The sequence below is a fragment of the Burkholderia sp. SIMBA_051 genome (assembly GCF_046534915.1).
GTDB lineage: Bacteria > Pseudomonadota > Gammaproteobacteria > Burkholderiales > Burkholderiaceae > Burkholderia > Burkholderia ambifaria.
Window position 1 is genome coordinate 69,085 of record NZ_JAWRXS010000017.1, and the last position, 15,272, is coordinate 84,356.

General features: G+C 65.7%; 17 protein-coding genes. 4 read left to right on the forward strand and 13 right to left on the reverse strand.

Going from position 1 to position 15,272, the window contains the following annotated elements; genetic code table 11:
* Window positions 1–94 precede the first annotated feature (94 nt).
* From SB771_RS31570 to rpsP, 6 genes are all read right to left on the reverse strand, one after another.
* Window positions 95–1,033 carry a CobD/CbiB family protein gene (locus tag SB771_RS31570; protein ID WP_011656300.1) on the reverse strand — a complete coding sequence of 313 codons (939 nt, stop codon included), beginning with the start codon at window positions 1,031–1,033 and terminating at the stop codon, window positions 95–97.
* A 120-nt stretch (window positions 1,034–1,153) separates the two neighbouring features.
* Window positions 1,154–1,840: a CoA pyrophosphatase gene (locus SB771_RS31575; RefSeq protein ID WP_011656299.1), complete on the reverse strand. Its 687-nt coding sequence runs from the start codon at window positions 1,838–1,840 to the stop codon at window positions 1,154–1,156.
* Between the two features lie 86 nt (window positions 1,841–1,926).
* Window positions 1,927–2,319 (reverse strand): 50S ribosomal protein L19, encoded by a 393-nt coding sequence (gene rplS / locus SB771_RS31580; protein ID WP_011883860.1) that lies wholly within the window; start codon window positions 2,317–2,319, stop codon window positions 1,927–1,929.
* A gap of 133 nt (window positions 2,320–2,452) precedes the next feature.
* Complete coding sequence (gene trmD / locus SB771_RS31585; RefSeq protein ID WP_175661024.1) at window positions 2,453–3,247, reverse strand: tRNA (guanosine(37)-N1)-methyltransferase TrmD; 795 nt, start codon at window positions 3,245–3,247, stop codon at window positions 2,453–2,455.
* Window positions 3,244–3,924: a ribosome maturation factor RimM gene (rimM, locus tag SB771_RS31590; protein ID WP_105833421.1), complete on the reverse strand. Its 681-nt coding sequence runs from the start codon at window positions 3,922–3,924 to the stop codon at window positions 3,244–3,246. The genes trmD and rimM overlap by 4 nt, the downstream gene beginning before the upstream one ends.
* 42 nt (window positions 3,925–3,966) lie before the next feature.
* A complete protein-coding gene (gene rpsP / locus SB771_RS31595; RefSeq protein WP_006476550.1) occupies window positions 3,967–4,221 on the reverse strand; it encodes a 30S ribosomal protein S16 in 255 nt (84 codons plus the stop codon).
* Window positions 4,222–4,374: 153 nt separating this feature from the next.
* On the opposite strand from rpsP, the gene SB771_RS31600 reads away from it, so the two are divergent.
* Together SB771_RS31600 and SB771_RS31605 are read left to right on the forward strand one after the other, a co-directional pair.
* Window positions 4,375–5,514: a PQQ-dependent sugar dehydrogenase gene (locus tag SB771_RS31600; protein WP_175661023.1), complete on the forward strand. Its 1,140-nt coding sequence runs from the start codon at window positions 4,375–4,377 to the stop codon at window positions 5,512–5,514.
* 109 nt (window positions 5,515–5,623) lie between these two features.
* On the forward strand, window positions 5,624–6,091 hold the full coding sequence (locus SB771_RS31605) for an NINE protein (RefSeq protein WP_175661022.1): 468 nt from the start codon (window positions 5,624–5,626) through the stop codon (window positions 6,089–6,091).
* Between the two features lie 17 nt (window positions 6,092–6,108).
* Here the strand turns inward: SB771_RS31605 and SB771_RS31610 are convergent, their stop codons facing one another.
* Together SB771_RS31610 and SB771_RS31615 are read right to left on the reverse strand one after the other, a co-directional pair.
* Window positions 6,109–7,287 (reverse strand): PA0069 family radical SAM protein, encoded by a 1,179-nt coding sequence (locus tag SB771_RS31610; RefSeq protein WP_175661021.1) that lies wholly within the window; start codon window positions 7,285–7,287, stop codon window positions 6,109–6,111.
* Between the two features lie 103 nt (window positions 7,288–7,390).
* The gene (locus SB771_RS31615; RefSeq protein ID WP_006762687.1) at window positions 7,391–7,879 is read right to left on the reverse strand and encodes an Lrp/AsnC ligand binding domain-containing protein; all 489 of its coding nucleotides are present in this window, start codon (window positions 7,877–7,879) and stop codon (window positions 7,391–7,393) included.
* Window positions 7,880–8,024: 145 nt separating this feature from the next.
* Here SB771_RS31615 and SB771_RS31620 point away from each other — a divergent pair, with 145 nt between their 5' ends.
* Window positions 8,025–9,311, forward strand: a complete 1,287-nt coding sequence (locus tag SB771_RS31620; protein WP_175661020.1) for a D-amino acid dehydrogenase — start codon at window positions 8,025–8,027, stop codon at window positions 9,309–9,311.
* A gap of 378 nt (window positions 9,312–9,689) precedes the next feature.
* Here SB771_RS31620 and SB771_RS31625 read toward each other — a convergent pair whose 3' ends face one another.
* From SB771_RS31625 to SB771_RS31645, 5 genes are all read right to left on the reverse strand, one after another.
* The gene (locus SB771_RS31625; RefSeq protein ID WP_175661019.1) at window positions 9,690–10,637 is read right to left on the reverse strand and encodes an electron transfer flavoprotein subunit alpha/FixB family protein; all 948 of its coding nucleotides are present in this window, start codon (window positions 10,635–10,637) and stop codon (window positions 9,690–9,692) included.
* A gap of 16 nt (window positions 10,638–10,653) precedes the next feature.
* Complete coding sequence (locus SB771_RS31630) at window positions 10,654–11,403, reverse strand: electron transfer flavoprotein subunit beta/FixA family protein (protein WP_175661018.1); 750 nt, start codon at window positions 11,401–11,403, stop codon at window positions 10,654–10,656.
* Window positions 11,404–11,632: 229 nt separating this feature from the next.
* Window positions 11,633–12,427 (reverse strand): MetQ/NlpA family ABC transporter substrate-binding protein, encoded by a 795-nt coding sequence (locus SB771_RS31635; protein WP_011656290.1) that lies wholly within the window; start codon window positions 12,425–12,427, stop codon window positions 11,633–11,635.
* 28 nt (window positions 12,428–12,455) lie between these two features.
* On the reverse strand, window positions 12,456–13,109 hold the full coding sequence (locus tag SB771_RS31640; protein WP_011656289.1) for a methionine ABC transporter permease: 654 nt from the start codon (window positions 13,107–13,109) through the stop codon (window positions 12,456–12,458).
* Window positions 13,099–14,133: a methionine ABC transporter ATP-binding protein gene (locus SB771_RS31645; protein WP_105833416.1), complete on the reverse strand. Its 1,035-nt coding sequence runs from the start codon at window positions 14,131–14,133 to the stop codon at window positions 13,099–13,101. Before SB771_RS31645 ends, SB771_RS31640 begins: the two co-directional genes overlap by 11 nt.
* Before the next feature lie 215 nt (window positions 14,134–14,348).
* Between SB771_RS31645 and SB771_RS31650 the strand changes: the two genes are divergently transcribed.
* Window positions 14,349–15,269 carry an alpha/beta hydrolase gene (locus SB771_RS31650; protein WP_175661017.1) on the forward strand — a complete coding sequence of 307 codons (921 nt, stop codon included), beginning with the start codon at window positions 14,349–14,351 and terminating at the stop codon, window positions 15,267–15,269.
* The last annotated feature ends 3 nt before the right edge of the window (window positions 15,270–15,272 follow it).

Below are 15,272 nucleotides of genomic sequence, written 5' to 3' on the forward strand. Positions count from 1 at the left end.
CCGGATTGACCGGATTGACCGGATTGACCGACGCACAGCAAAAAGGCCGGCATCGAGCCGGCCTTGTCATTTCATCGGGCGCCGCGCAAGCGCGTCACGATACCCAGACCGCCAGCGTCAGCATCAACAGCAGGATCATCCACAGGATCACGGCGCGCCACACCAGGCCGACCGCCGACTGCAGCGTGCGCGGCGTGCAATCGTCGCCGACCGTCAACGGACCGCTGTCGCCGACCGCCAGCGCGTCGAGGCTCGACGGTTCCGCGAGCGGCCCTGCGAGGCGCGCGCCAAGTGCGCCGCTACCGGCCGCGAGCAGCACGCCGTCGTTCGGGTCGGGCCACTGGCGCGTGTGATTGCGCCACGCGTAGATCGCATCCTCGAAGTTGCCGACGATCGCGAAGCCGAGCGCGGTCAAGCGCGACGGAATCCAGTCGATCACGAAGAACGCCCGCTGCGCGAACGTCGAGAACGCGGCCGTGCGATCGTCGCCCGGCGTCGACCAGCTGCGCGCGAGATATTCGGAGATGCGATACAGCACGGCGCCTGCCGGACCGATCGGCAGCACATACCAGAAGAACACGCCGAACACGTGGCGATGCGACGCAACGACCGCATGAATCAGCGTATGGCGGACGATTTCACCGACCGGCATGTCGACCGTGTCGAGGCCCGTCCATTCATGCAGGATTTCGCGGGCGCGCGGCACGTCGTCGTTGTTGAGCGCGAGATGGATATCGGTGAAGTAGTGGCTGAACTGGCGGAAGCCGAGCGTGAAATACACGACGACGACGTTCCAGATGAACGCGAGCACGAAGCTCACCTTGTACAGTAGGAAGTAGATCAGCGCGACGATCAGCACCCACGGCAGCACGACTGCGAGCCATGCGAGCACGCCATGCTTTTGCTTGCCGGCGTCGAGGCCATGCGCGACGGTTTCCGCATGAAACTGGAACAGCGCGAACACCGGATTGCTTGGCGACAACGCGCGGACCTGTTCGATGATGAGAGCGAGGAGAACCGAAAAGAAAGTCATGCGTGGCGCCGTCTTCCGAGTTATGTCATTTTTTGCATAACGATAGCACAGCGTAAGCGACGGATGGCTGCTGGCGCGACGGCCCGCGAGCCGGCCGCGTGGGCACGCTCGGGCGCGATGTTATCCGGCTGCCAAGAAGCGGTACAGATTGCGCAACATGCCGGCAGTTGCGCCCCAGATGAAGTAATGCCCGGCCGACTCGCCATTCGGATAGGGCATCGCAAAAAAACGACGCTCGCCGCCTTCCCAGCGGAACACGCGCACCTGGTGGTTCGCGGGACTCATCAGGAACGCAAGCGGCACCTCGAAAATCTCGGCGACTTCGAACGCATCGGCCTGCACGGTGAACGGCGGATGCACGAGCCCCACGACCGGCGTCACGCAGAAGCCGGTGCCCGTCAGGTAGTCGGGCAGCGCACCGAGAATCTCCACCCGTTCGGCCGTCAGTCCGATTTCTTCCTTCGCCTCGCGCAACGCAGTCGCCGTCGCATCGCGATCGTATGACTCGCGACGGCCACCGGGGAAGCTGATCTGTCCGGCATGGTCGTTCAGGTGATCGGCGCGCTGGGTCAGCAGCACCGTGAGGCCGCTCTCGCGCACCACGAGCGGGATGAGGACGGCGGCGCTGCGCGGATCGACGCCTTCCACCAGGCGAGCCTCGCCGGGCTCGACGTTCCATTCGAGCGTGCGTGCGAAACGTTCGCGCAGCCCGGGCGGCGTCAGCAGGCGTGCATCGATGGACGGCAGGCCGGCGCCGGTGCCTTCGACCGGCAGCACTTCGGGATCAACGATGGGGCGGCGATTCAATGGGACTCTCGGTTCGTGACGTATCGAGCATATTGTCGCGCCAGAATGAAAAAAGCACCCGGGAGGGTGCTTTTTCCTTACAGCTCTTACTCTTGGGAAGCTGCTGCGGTGCGATCCTTCGACACCAGCTTTTCCTTGATTCGAGCCGACTTGCCCGAACGCTCGCGCAGGTAGTACAGCTTCGCACGACGCACATCACCGCGACGCTTGACGACGATGCTCGCCAGCAGCGGCGAGTAGGTCTGGAACGTACGCTCGACGCCTTCGCCCGACGAAATCTTGCGGACGATGAAGTTCGAGTTCAGGCCACGGTTGCGAATCGCGATCACGACGCCTTCGTAAGCCTGAACGCGCTTGCGGTTACCTTCAACCACGTTCACGTTCACGATCACCGTGTCGCCCGGGGCGAATTCGGGGATCGTCTTGCCGGCGAGCGCGCGCTCGATCTCTTCCTGCTCAAGTTTTGCAATCAGATTCATCACTGACTCCTAAAGCCATCGTGTCGGCGTTTGCGCCCGCCTGCTTCCAGGCCTGGCCCCGACAGAGGATGGATTCACATCAGGCGCCGCGCACGCATGCACGGCACCGCCATTTCCCGCCCGCGCCGCCGCCTCAGGAGGCGTTCTTCGCTTCGCGTGCGAGGTTCGCAAGCCAAGCCTCGTCGGCCCGGCTCAACAACTTTTCGCGGCGCGCCCGGACGATCAGATCCGGCCGCTTCCGCAACGTATTCTTCAATGCTTCCTGGCGGCGCCACCGCTCGATCTCGCCATGATGCCCGCCGAGCAGCACGTCCGGCACGCGCATTCCCTCGTATTCCTCGGGACGCGTGTAATGCGGACAATCGAGCAGCCCGTCGACGAAGCTGTCCTGCACGGCTGACTGCGCATCGTTCAGCACGCCGGGCAGCAGGCGCACGACGGCATCCATCATCGCCATCGCCGGCAGTTCGCCACCGGACAGAACGAAATCGCCGAGGCTGATTTCCTCGTCTACACAACGGTCGAGCAGACGCTGATCGATCGCCTCGTAGCGGCCGCACAGCACGATGACACCAGGCTCCTGCGCCATCCGCACCGCACGTTCGTGCGTGAACGGCGCACCTTGCGGCGACATCATCACCACACGCGTGCTCGCGACGCCCTGCTCCGCCTGCGCTGCCTTCGCAGCGCCGATCGCGGCCTCGAGCGGCTTGGCCAGCATCACCATGCCCGGACCGCCACCGTACGGACGATCGTCGACCGTGCGGTAGTTGTCCGTCGTGAAATCACGCGGGTTCCAGGTGCGCAACCCGAAGCGCTCCTGCTTCACGGCCCGGCTGGTGATACCCCAGTCGGTCAGCGCGCGGAACATTTCGGGAAAGAGCGTGACGACGTCGAACTGCACCGCGCTCTCCGTAACCTGGTTCATGAGTAATCGGCTTCCCAGTCGACGACGATGCGACGTGCCGCCTGATCCACCGTCTTGACGTATACGCCGACGAACGGAATCAGCCGTTCGTCGGTGGTCGGCCGACCATCCTTGCCGACTGCCGGATACTCGACGCGCATGATCGAATGCACGCCGTTGTCGATCATCCCGCTCACTGTCCCAAGCGCCACCGATTGCTCGTTGACGACCTCGAGACCGATCAGGTCGACCCAATAGAATTCGTCCGCGGCCAATGCCGGGAAATCTTCCCGGCGCACGAACACGCGAAAGCCGCGCAAAGCCAATGCGGCATCGCGGTCGCTGACACCCGCGGCATGCGCGACGACTGTGTCGCCGTGCGTTTTCGACTGCAGGATGCGGGCGGACAACCGCTCCCCACCCCGTTCCAGCCACCAGCGGCGCGCGTCGAGCAGCGCATCGCCGCCGCGACCGGCGTCGGCATGCGTCGCCACCTTGATCCAGCCTTTCAGGCCATAGGCGTCGACCACTGCCCCGACCTCGACAGCATCGTCGGGCCAGGCTTGCACCGCTTCGAGACTGCCCTGCTCGGCAGCCTCACCGGCGCTCGCGACAACGTCGCGCTCGACCGGCTTGCGGACGAATGCGCCAAACGACGCTCGCCCGCGCTTTGCGTTACCGGAATCGTGACCGGACATCAATGCTCCTTGCAGCCGGCACGACCGGCACACCGCGCCATGTTAGGCGGCCGGTTGCGCCTTTTGCGCTTCCTTCACGAGACGCTGGACGGTCGGCGACAGTTGCGCGCCAACACCTTGCCAGTACGTCAGGCGATCCTGAGCGATACGCAGCGATTCGCCCTTCGTGGCGACCGGGTTGTAGAAGCCGACGCGTTCGATGAAGCGGCCGTCACGACGATTGCGCGAATCGGTAGCAACGATGTTGTAGAACGGGCGCTTCTTCGAGCCGCCGCGAGCCAGACGGATGATAACCATATGAAATCCTTCGGGGAAACCGGGTTCGAAACTACTGAAACGTGCGATTATAGCCGGAAACCAAAGCCACAACAAACACTTACGCGCAAAAATTCCGCAGGCGCCGTGTTCGCCGGGCCTACAATCGTCGTGTTCACGACGCTCCCCGCCGCCATGCCGCTATTTTGCGCCGCCCTGGCGTACCGCGCGCAGCATCGCCTCACGGGCCTGCTGACCGGCTTCGCCATCTGCCTCGCAGCCACCACGGCGTGCGCCGCGCCGCCGGTGGGCGAACTCGTCGTGCCGCCCGGCTTTCACGTCACCGTACTGACCGACGCCGTGCCGACCGCCCGCGAAATGGCGTGGTCGCCGCGCGGGATCCTCTATGTCGGCTCGCGGGAAGGCCGCGTGCATGCGTTCGTGATGCACGAGGGCCGGATCACTGCCCGTTACGTGGTCGCATCGGGCCTCGACATGCCCGTCGGCGTCGCGTATCGCGACGGCGCGCTCTATATCTCCGCCGTGTCGCGCATCCTGCGCCTCGACCACATCGACGACCGGCTCGACCGGCCGCCCACGCCGGCGGTCGTGACGGACGCGCTGCCCACCGACCATCATCACGGCTGGAAATTCATCGCATTCGGCCCCGACGGCAAGCTCTACGTGCCGACCGGCGCGCCGTGCAACGTGTGCCTGGCCGATCGCAGCCGCTACGCGATCATCGCACGCATGAACGCCGACGGCAGCGGCCGCGAGGTATTTGCCCGCGGCGTGCGCAATACCGTCGGCTTCGCATGGCACCCCGACTCGGGCGAGCTGTGGTTCACCGACAACGGGCGCGACCTGATGGGCGACGATGTACCCGACGACAAGCTGAACCGCGCGCCGCGCGCGGGCCTCGACTTCGGCTTTCCATATTGCCATGGCGGCGACACGCTCGACCCTGAATTCGGGAGCGCCGACGTGTGCCGCCGCCATGTGCCGCCCGTGCTGAAACTCGGCGCGCACGTCGCGGCACTCGGCATGCGCTTCTATACGGGGCCGATGTTCCCGGCCTCGTATCGCAACAATGTATTCATTGCCGAGCACGGTTCGTGGAACCGCAGCACGAAGGTCGGCTACCGCGTGATGCGCGCCGTCGTGTCGGCCGACGGCAGCCACGCGCGCCAGACGCCGTTCATCACCGGCTGGTTGCGCGCGGACGGCACCGTGTGGGGACGCCCGGCCGACGTGCTGCCGCTGCCGGATGGCTCGCTGCTCGTCAGCGACGACTATGCAGGCGCCATCTACCGCGTCACCTATGCGGCACCTTGACGCAGCCGAGGGGTGACCGTGGCCGACCGCGCATCGTAGAATGCGTGCCGGGCCGAGCGCCCCGCGCCGGCCTGCCGGCCGCCACGCCAACGATAATCCGCCGCCACCCATGTCCAGCAGCACCGCACCGTCCCGCCGCTTCCGCTCCAAGACGCTCACCGCCGCCCTCGCGTTCCTCTTCGGTTCGCTCGGCGCGCACCGCTTCTACCTGTACGGCCTTCGCGACGTGTACGGCTGGGCGCACCTGCTCGCGACGATCGTCGGGATTCCGGGTTTCATGCTGCTCGCCGCCACCCAACGCACAGCCAGCCTCGGCTGGTGGCTCGCCGTGCCGGGTGCGATCTCGCTGCTCGCCGCGTTCCTCGCCGCGCTCGTCTACGGCCTGCGCCCCGACGAGAAATGGGACGCGCAATTCAATGCCGATACGGGCAAGCACAGCCGGTCGGGCTGGACGGTGATCTTCATCGTGATCTTCTCGCTGCTGATCGGCGCGTTCCTGCTGATGACCGCGCTTGCGCTGTCGTTCCAGACGTATTTCGAATCGCAAGTCGAAGCAGCAAAGCAGATTTCGCAGTAAGCGCCGACGGACACCGGTCAGAACAGGCTCAACTGCGTGTCGTCACGCGACTTCGTGCCCGTTGCGCCCACCACGGTGCGCCGCGCTGCCACCGCGCCGGCCGGCGCGCCGCGAAACTGCGACAGATCCAGAATGCCGTTCCTGCGCTCGTTCAACCCGAGCCGCTTCACGGCCTGACGGAAACGCTGCCGCAACAGGTCGGCCCAGATCCCCTCGCCCTTCATCCGTTTCGAGAAATCGGAGTCGTAGTCCTTCCCGCCGCGCATGTCGCGCACACGGTTCATCACGCGCTCCGCGCGATCGGGGAAATGCGCGGCGAGCCAGCTCTTGAACAGCGGCGCGACCTCCCACGGCAGCCGCAGGACGATATAGCTCGCATGCGTGGCGCCTGCTTCCGCGCAGGCCTCCAGCACGCGCTCCATGTCCGGCTCGGTGACGAACGGGATCATCGGTGCAATGCTGACACCCACCGGCACGCCCGCGTCGCGCAACGCGCGGATCGTACGCAGCCGGCGCGCCGGCGTCGCCGCACGCGGCTCGAGCGTGCGCGCGAGATCGGCGTCGAGCGTCGTGATCGTGACCGCCGCCATCACCTGCCCGCGCTCGGCCATCGGGGCAAGCAGGTCGAGATCGCGCTCGATCAGCGACGATTTCGTGATCGCGGCGAACGGCAACGCGTGATCGTGCATCACCTGGATCACGCTGCGCGTGATGCGCAGGTCGCGCTCGACCGGCTGGTATGCGTCGGTGTTGACGCCGAGCGCGATCGGCTCCGGCACGTAACGCTTGCGTGAAATCTCGCGCTCGAGCAATTCGGCCGCATTGACCTTCGCATAGATGCGACTCTCGAAGTCGAGCCCCGGCGACAGGCCGAGATAGCTGTGGGTCGGCCGTGCAAAGCAGTAGATGCACCCGTGCTCGCAGCCGCGATACGGATTGAGCGACACGCTGAACGGAATGTCCGGCGACTGGTTGTGCGTGAGGATGCTCTTCGCGCGCTCCTCGAACACCTGCGTGCGCAGCGGCGCGGGCAGATCGGCGTCGTCCGATTCATGCGCCCAGCCGTCGTCGACCGCTTCGCGCAGCGCCGTTTCGTACCGCCCCTGGAGGTTGTCGACCGCACCGCGCCCCTTGCGGGGCGCCGGCGGCGCTATCGGAAATTCGTTGTCGGACCGGCCGTCCATGCGCTCACCCATTCGCCTGCACCCAATACTGTATATTTATACAGTATTGGGTGCAGCATGCCAAGGGCGAGATAAGGGGTCTGACAGCGGCGCCGGCAACCGGCCGCCGCAGCGGTCATTCGCCGACCGAAATCGTCAGCGTCTCCTTGATTTCCTCCATCACGACATAGCTCTTCGACTGCACCGCGCCGGGCAGTTGCAGCAGGATGTCGCCGAGGAGCTTGCGATAGTCGGCCATTTCACCGATCCGCGCCTTGATCAGGTAGTCGAAGTCGCCGGACACCAGATGGCATTCGAGCACCTCGTCGATCTTCATCACTTCGCGACGGAACTGCTCGAACATGTTGCCGCCCTTGTGGCCGAGCGTGATCTCGACGAACACCAGCAGCGCGGCGCCGAGCTGGCCCGGATCGACGCGTGCGTGATAGCCGGTGATGACGCCGTCGCGCTCCATGCGCCGCACGCGCTCGATGCACGGCGTCACGGTCAGGCCGACCTGTTCCGCGAGGTCCTTCATCGCCATCCGGCCGTCGTCCTGCAGCAGTTTGAGGATACGGCGGTCGAGCTTGTCGAGCGAGCGTACTGGCTGGCGTTGCGTTCTCATTTGTTTATTCTGAAAACCTGAAAAATACGATAACAAAACCTGCACATTCGACAATACCATAGCTCAAAAAACTAGATCAGCTAGAGGTTACACGGAGACGCAGGTGCGCCCGGCCTCGACCTGATCCCTTCCATCTGGAGCAGCTATGCGAGTCGTCGTTCTGGGCAGCGGTGTGGTGGGCGTGGCAAGCGCGTATTACCTCGCGCGCGCCGGTCATGAAGTCACGGTGATCGACCGCGAGGCCGGCCCGGCGCTCGAGACGAGCTTCGCGAACGCCGGCCAGATCTCGCCCGGCTATGCGGCTCCGTGGGCCGCGCCCGGCGTGCCGCTGAAGGCCGTCAAGTGGATGTTCGAGAAGCACGCGCCGCTCGCGATCCGCCTCGACGGCACGCGTTTCCAGCTCCAGTGGATGTGGCAGATGCTGCGCAACTGCACGGCCGACCGCTACGCAGTCAACAAGGGCCGCATGGTCCGCCTCGCCGAATATAGTCGCGATTGCCTGCAGGCGCTGCGAGCCGATACCGGCATCCAGTACGAAGGGCGCACGGGCGGCACCCTGCAACTGTTCCGCACGCAACAGCAACTCGACGGCGCGGCGAAGGACATCGCGGTGCTGCAGGAAGCAAACGTGCCGTTCGAACTGCTGTCGCCGGCCGAATTGAAGAACGCCGAACCGGCGCTCGCCGCCGTGTCGCACAAGCTGACGGGCGGCCTGCGCCTGCCGGGCGACGAAACGGGCGACTGCCAGCTGTTCACGACGCGCCTCGCGGCGCTTGCGGAATCGCTCGGCGTGAAGTTCCGCTACAACACGCCGATCGATTCGCTCGCGATCGCAGGCGGCCGGATCGCCGGCGTGCAGTGCGACAGCGAGACGGTGCGCGCGGATGCATATGTCGTCGCGCTCGGCTCGTACTCGACCAGCTTCATCTCGAACTTGATGAAGATCCCGGTCTATCCGCTGAAGGGCTATTCGATCACCGCGCCGATCGTGAACGAGGCGGCGGCCCCTGTATCGACGGTGCTCGACGAAACCTACAAGATCGCCATCACGCGTTTCGACCAGCGCATCCGTGTCGGCGGCATGGCCGAGATCGTCGGCTTCGACAAGAACCTGCGTGCCGCGCGCCGCGAAACGCTCGAAATGTGCGTGAACGACCTGTTCCCCGGCGGCGGCGATACGTCGAAGGCAACGTTCTGGACGGGCCTGCGCCCGATGACGCCGGACGGCACGCCGATCGTCGGCCGCACGCCGGTCTCGAACCTGTTCCTGAACACCGGCCACGGCACGCTCGGCTGGACGATGTCGTGCGGGTCGGGCCAGCTGCTCGCCGACCTGATCTCGGGCAAGAAGCCGGCGATTCAGGCCGACGATCTGTCGGTGCATCGCTACCTGAAGGACGTGGCCGGCCAGACGCGCCCGGCATACGCATAAGCCGAAACGGCCCGCGGCGATGCGGGCGGTCGGCATCGATCGAAAGGCGCCCCTTGCGGGGCGCCTTTTTCGTTGCAGCGAACGCGTTGCCAGCGCCGGAGCGGGCTTGCGCAAGCGCGCGCTTACGTTCGTTGCTTTTCCCGCCAACGATCGACGCTGCGGGGCCGCCTGCCTGCCTGCCCGCCTGCCTGCCCGCCTGCCTGCCTGCCTGCCTGCCTGCCTGCCTGCCTGCACAAGAGCATGCTCCCCGCAGCGATTGCGCAATCACGGCTCTGCGTATCGCAGAACACCCCGCTCTCATCTGCACGCCACAAAAAAAGGGGCGCTCATCGCGCCCCTTGTCTTGCTGCATGCTTACCGCCGAAGCGGCGTGCCGCGTCAGCCGAGTTCGCTCACGAGCTCCGGCACGAGCGCGAACAGATCGCCGACGAGGCCGTAGTCGGCCACGCTGAAGATCGGTGCTTCCGGATCCTTGTTGATCGCGACGATCACCTTCGAATCCTTCATGCCGGCCAGATGCTGGATCGCACCCGAGATGCCGACCGCGATGTACAACTGCGGTGCGACGATCTTGCCGGTCTGGCCGACCTGGTAGTCGTTCGGCACATAGCCGGCGTCGACTGCCGCGCGCGATGCGCCGAGTGCCGCCGACAGCTTGTCGGCCAGCGGCTCGAGCACCTTCGTGTAGTTCTCGCCGCTGCCCAGACCGCGGCCGCCCGACACGATGATGTTCGCGCTGGTGAGTTCCGGACGGTCCAGCTTCGTCACTTCACGGCTCACGAATTGCGACTTCCCTGCGTCGGCCGCCGCTTCGATCTTTTCGACCGATGCGCTGCCACCTTCGGCCGCTACCGGATCGAAACCCGTCGCACGCACCGTGATGACCTTGATCGGATCGCTCGACTGCACCGTCGCGATCGCGTTGCCTGCGTAGATCGGGCGCTCGAACGTGTCGGCCGAATCGACCGCCGTGATGTCGGAGATCTGAGCAACGTCCAGCTTAGCGGCAATACGCGGCGCGATGTTCTTGCCGTAGGCGGTCGCCGGCGCGAGGATGTGCGAGTAATCCTTCGCGATGTTCAGCGCGGTCGCTTCGACGTTTTCCGCGAGGCCCGCTTCGAGCTGCGGCGCGTCGGCCAGCAGCACTTTCGACACACCCGCGATCTTCGCGGCCGCTTCGGCTGCGCCTTGCGCGTTGTGGCCCGCGACCAGCACGTGAATGTCGCCGCCGACGAATTTGCCAACCTCGGCCGCCGCCGCCACCGTGTTCAGCGTCGCGGCCTTGATCGACGCGTTGTCGTGTTCTGCAATCACCAGAATCGTCATTTCTTTCCGCTCCCTCTTACAGCACCTTGGCTTCGATCTTCAGCTTCTCGACCAGCGTCTTCACGTCCGGCACCTTCACGCCGGCAGCGCGCTTCGGCGGCTCGGCCACCTTCAGCGTCTTCAGACGCGGCGTCACGTCCACACCGAGGTCTTCCGGCTTCACGTTTTCAAGCGGCTTCTTCTTCGCCTTCATGATGTTCGGCAGCGTCACGTAGCGCGGCTCGTTCAGGCGCAGATCGGTCGTGACCACCGCCGGCAGCGTCAGCGACAGCGTTTCCGCGCCGCCGTCGACTTCACGTGCGACCGTGGCCTTGCCGTCGGCGATCGTCACCTTCGACGCGAACGTCGCTTGCGGGAGACCTGCCAGCGCGGCCAGCATCTGGCCCGTCTGGTTCGAATCGTCGTCGATCGCCTGCTTGCCGAGGATCACCAGTTGCGGCTGTTCCTTGTCGACCAGCGCCTTCAAGATCTTGGCGACGGCCAGCGGCTCGACGCTGTCGTTCGACTCGACGAGGATCGCGCGATCCGCGCCGATCGCCAGCGCCGTGCGCAGCGTTTCCTGCGCTTGCGCGACGCCGACCGACACCGCGATCACTTCGGTCGCGACGCCCGCTTCCTTCAGGCGCACCGCTTCTTCCACCGCGATTTCGTCGAACGGGTTCATCGACATCTTCACGTTCGCGATGTCGACGCCCGTGTTGTCCGACTTCACGCGGACCTTCACGTTGTAATCGACCACTCTTTTCACTGGCACCAGGATTTTCATGCACACGCTCCAAAGTTACGAATACGACCAGAGGCCATTCTATAGCGAGGCCTCATGACTGCGCGGCCCAGCGGACCCATCCATCGCGGCTATCGAGGATAGCGCTCCTCTTCGGCGCGCCGGCAATAGCGAACGGTCGTTCTATTTTAAAAGAGAAAAAACCCGGACGCAAAGCCCGGGTTTTCGATCATCGACTCTAATCGTCGCCGGGCGCGCCCTGTACCTCGTGTTACCAGGCGGCGATGACCGCCCCGCCGAACTTCTGTTCGATGAACTGCTTCACTTCCGCCGAATGGTAGGCCGCCACCAGCTTCGCGACCCACGGCTTGCTCCGGTCGGCGTCGCGAATCGCGAGAACGTTCGCGTACGGGCCGTTCGGGCCCTCGATCGCGATCGCGTCCTGCTTCGGTTTCAACCCCGCTTCCATCGCGTAGTTGGTATTGATCGCGGCCGCATCGACGTCGGCCAGCGAGCGCGGAATCTGCGCCGCATCGAGCTCGACGATCTTCAGCTTGCGCGGATTGTCGACGATGTCGAGCGGCGTCGCCTTGAGGCCAGCGTCCGCGCGCAGCTTCAGGAGCCCCTGCTTCTGCAGCAACAGCAGCGCGCGGCCGCCGTTGGTCGGGTCGTTCGGCACCGCGATGCGCGCGCCAGGCTTGAGTTCGGCCAGCGACTTCACGCGCTTCGAATAGATGCCCATCGGAAACGTGACCGTGTCGGCGACCTTGATCAGCTTGTAGCCGCGATCCTTCACCTGCGCCTGCAGATACGGATCGTGCTGGTAGCTGTTCGCGTCCAGATCGCCCGACGCGAGCGCCGCGTTCGGCTGCACGTAGTCGGAGAATTCGACGACGCGGATGTCGAGGCCGCTCTTGGCCGCGACCTTCTTCACCACGTCCATGATCTGCGCGTGCGGGCCGCCCGTCACGCCCACCTTGATGGTTTCGGCCTGCGCATGTGCGCTCACGAACAGCGCGGCCGCGCCGAGTGCGGCCGCGAACTTCAGCATGAAACGTCGTTGCATCGTCTCCCCCAAATGGATGAATGTCGTTTTACTTGTGGCTCAGCCGGCGCACGAGCCAGTCGCCGAACGATTGCACGATCTGCACGAACACGATCAGGATCGCGACGACCGTCCACATCACTTCCGGCAGATAGCGCTGATAGCCGTAGCGGATGCCCAGATCGCCGAGCCCGCCGCCGCCGATCGCACCGGCCATCGCCGAATAGCCGACGAGCGACACGAACGTGATCGTCAGGCCCGCGACGATGCCCGGCAGCGATTCGGGCAGCAGCACCTTGAACACGATCTGCGACGTCGTCGCGCCCATCGACTGCGCGGCCTCGATCAGCCCGCGGTCGACCTCGCGCAGCGCGGTCTCGACCAGCCGCGCGACGAACGGCGCGGCCGCGAGCGTCAGCGGCACGACCGCCGCGGCCGTGCCGATCGACGATCCCGTGACGAGCCGCGTGAGCGGAATGACCGCGACCAGCAGGATGATGAACGGCGTCGAGCGCACCGCGTTCACGATGCCGCCGAGCACGCGATTCAGGCCGAGGTTCTGCAGCACGCCCTGACGGTCGGTCAGGTACAGCAGCACGCCGAGCGGCAGCCCGACGAGCGCGCCGACCGCTCCCGAGATGCCGACCATGATCAGCGTCTCCCAGAACGACTGCACGAACATATCGAACATCTCACTCAACATACGAAAGCTCCTCTACCACTACACCTTGCTCGCGCAGGAACGCGAGCGCCTGCCCGACCTTGCCCGGTTCGCCGCCCGCGAGCACCGCGAGCGACCCGAACGCCTGACCCTGGATCTCGTCGATCTGGCCGTGCAGGATGTTGAAATCGAGTTCGTACCGGCGGATCGTCTCCGACAGGATCGGCTGGTCGACACCCGAGCCGGTGAACGCCAGCCGCAGCAAATGCCCGCTGCCCGTCTTCAGTCGCTCGGCCACCCGTGCCTTCAGCGCCGGCGGCAGCTCCTGCGCGATCACGTCGCCGATCAGCGCGCGCGTCACTTCATGATGCGGCTGCAGGAACACGTCGATCACGCGGCCTTCTTCGACCACGCGGCCGGCGTCGAGCACCGCCACGCGGTCGCACACCTGCTTGATCACTTCCATCTGGTGGGTGATCAGCACGATCGTCAGGCCGAGCTCGCGGTTGATGCGCTTGAGCAGATCGAGGATCGAGCGCGTGGTCTCTGGGTCGAGCGCCGACGTCGCTTCGTCCGACAGCAGCACCTGCGGCTTGCTCGCGAGCGCGCGGGCGATGCCGACGCGCTGCTTCTGGCCGCCGCTGATCTGGGCCGGATAGCGGTCCTTCTGCGCGGACAGCCCGACGAGGTCGAGCAGCGGCAGCACGGCCGCCTCGATGTCGGCGCGGCCTGCACCGGCCAGCTCGAGCGGCAGCGCGACGTTGTCGAATACCGTGCGTGACGACAGCAGGTTGAAGTGCTGGAAGATCATGCCGATTTCGCGGCGCGCTTCGCGCAGCGCGCCCGCCGGCAGCAGCGTGAGATCGCGTCCGCCGACGACGACGTTGCCTTCGGTCGGCCGCGTGAGCAGGTTGATGGTGCGCACGAGCGTGCTCTTGCCGGCGCCGCTTCGGCCGATGATGCCGAACACCTCGCCCTGCGGGATCGTCAGGTTGACGTTGTGCAACGCGTCGACCCAGCCGGTCGGGCCGGGGAAACGCTGAGACAGATTGCGTAATTCGATCATGTAAACAGAACGGCGGCCGGCTGGCGAGGCCCGCCAGTCGGCCGCCGATGCATCTGGAATAGCCGGCGATTTTACCGCAAACGCCTCATTCCCCTTAATAATCGATTTCGATCTTTTCATAACCAGACGAAATTAGAGGGGCGCTGCTGGCCCGCCTCCGGAATGCGGCGACTATGATCCGGAACACCGATGCCAACGAACAGGGGACCCGCCAGATGAACGCCACTACCACGCCGGCCGCCGGACCCGTCACCGCAGCACCTGAGCCGGCGTCGCCGCCCGCTCCGCGCATGGGCCGGCTGCGCACCGCGGACGGACTCGAACTGGCGTCGTACCGCTGGCCGGCCGGCGACGGCACGGAGCCGCCGCGCGCGACGCTCGCGCTCGTGCACGGCCTCGCCGAGCACGCGGGCCGTTACGCGGCGCTGGCGGCCAGACTGAACGCGTCGGGCATCGACGTGCTGGCGATCGATCTGCGCGGGCACGGCCAGTCGCCCGGCAAACGTGCGTGGGTCGAGCGTTTCGACGGTTACCTGAACGATGCGGATGCGCTCGTTGCCGAAGCCGCCTGCGGCGATACGCCGCTCTTCCTGATGGGACACAGCATGGGCGGCGCCGTCGCGGCGCTGTATGCGATCGAACGCGTGCCCGCCCGCGGCCACGCGCTGGCCGGTCTCGTGCTGTCGAGCCCCGCGCTCGCGCCGGGGCGCGACGTGCCGCGCTGGATGCTCGCGATGAGCCGCTTCATCAGCCGTGCATGGCCGAGCTTCCCCGCGATCAGGATCGATGCGGCGCTGCTGTCGCGGGATCCGGTCGTCGTCGCGGCCAATCGTGCCGATCCGCTCGTACACCATGGCGCGGTGCCGGCGCGCACAGGTGCCGAAATCCTCGACGCGATGGCGCGCGTCGAGCGCGGCCGCGGTGCGCTGCGCATGCCGGTGCTCGTCTATCACGGCACCGAGGACAAGCTGACCGAGCCCGACGGAAGCCGCGCATTCGGCGCCCACGTCGGCTCGCCCGATCGCACGCTGACGCTATACGAAGGCGGGTTCCACGAGACGATGAACGATCTCGAGCGCGATCGCGTGATCGATGCGCTGATCGCGTGGATTCACGCGCGCGTGCCGGCGCGCTGAACG

What these genes read in the sequence shown, in the direction of transcription:
- SB771_RS31570 (WP_011656300.1), bottom strand. Translation starts at nt 1,033, where the DNA reads ATGACTTTCTTTTCGGTTCTCCTCGCTCTCATCATCGAACAGGTCCGC.
- rplS (WP_011883860.1), bottom strand. Translation starts at nt 2,319, where the DNA reads ATGAATCTGATTGCAAAACTTGAGCAGGAAGAGATCGAGCGCGCGCTC.
- trmD (WP_175661024.1), bottom strand. Translation starts at nt 3,247, where the DNA reads ATGAACCAGGTTACGGAGAGCGCGGTGCAGTTCGACGTCGTCACGCTC.
- rimM (WP_105833421.1), bottom strand. Translation starts at nt 3,924, where the DNA reads ATGTCCGGTCACGATTCCGGTAACGCAAAGCGCGGGCGAGCGTCGTTT.
- rpsP (WP_006476550.1), bottom strand. Translation starts at nt 4,221, where the DNA reads ATGGTTATCATCCGTCTGGCTCGCGGCGGCTCGAAGAAGCGCCCGTTC.
- SB771_RS31600 (WP_175661023.1), top strand. Translation starts at nt 4,375, where the DNA reads ATGCCGCTATTTTGCGCCGCCCTGGCGTACCGCGCGCAGCATCGCCTC.
- SB771_RS31605 (WP_175661022.1), top strand. Translation starts at nt 5,624, where the DNA reads ATGTCCAGCAGCACCGCACCGTCCCGCCGCTTCCGCTCCAAGACGCTC.
- SB771_RS31610 (WP_175661021.1), bottom strand. Translation starts at nt 7,287, where the DNA reads ATGGGTGAGCGCATGGACGGCCGGTCCGACAACGAATTTCCGATAGCG.
- SB771_RS31615 (WP_006762687.1), bottom strand. Translation starts at nt 7,879, where the DNA reads ATGAGAACGCAACGCCAGCCAGTACGCTCGCTCGACAAGCTCGACCGC.
- SB771_RS31620 (WP_175661020.1), top strand. Translation starts at nt 8,025, where the DNA reads ATGCGAGTCGTCGTTCTGGGCAGCGGTGTGGTGGGCGTGGCAAGCGCG.
- SB771_RS31625 (WP_175661019.1), bottom strand. Translation starts at nt 10,637, where the DNA reads ATGACGATTCTGGTGATTGCAGAACACGACAACGCGTCGATCAAGGCC.
- SB771_RS31630 (WP_175661018.1), bottom strand. Translation starts at nt 11,403, where the DNA reads ATGAAAATCCTGGTGCCAGTGAAAAGAGTGGTCGATTACAACGTGAAG.
- SB771_RS31635 (WP_011656290.1), bottom strand. Translation starts at nt 12,427, where the DNA reads ATGCAACGACGTTTCATGCTGAAGTTCGCGGCCGCACTCGGCGCGGCC.
- SB771_RS31640 (WP_011656289.1), bottom strand. Translation starts at nt 13,109, where the DNA reads ATGTTGAGTGAGATGTTCGATATGTTCGTGCAGTCGTTCTGGGAGACG.
- SB771_RS31645 (WP_105833416.1), bottom strand. Translation starts at nt 14,133, where the DNA reads ATGATCGAATTACGCAATCTGTCTCAGCGTTTCCCCGGCCCGACCGGC.
- SB771_RS31650 (WP_175661017.1), top strand. Translation starts at nt 14,349, where the DNA reads ATGAACGCCACTACCACGCCGGCCGCCGGACCCGTCACCGCAGCACCT.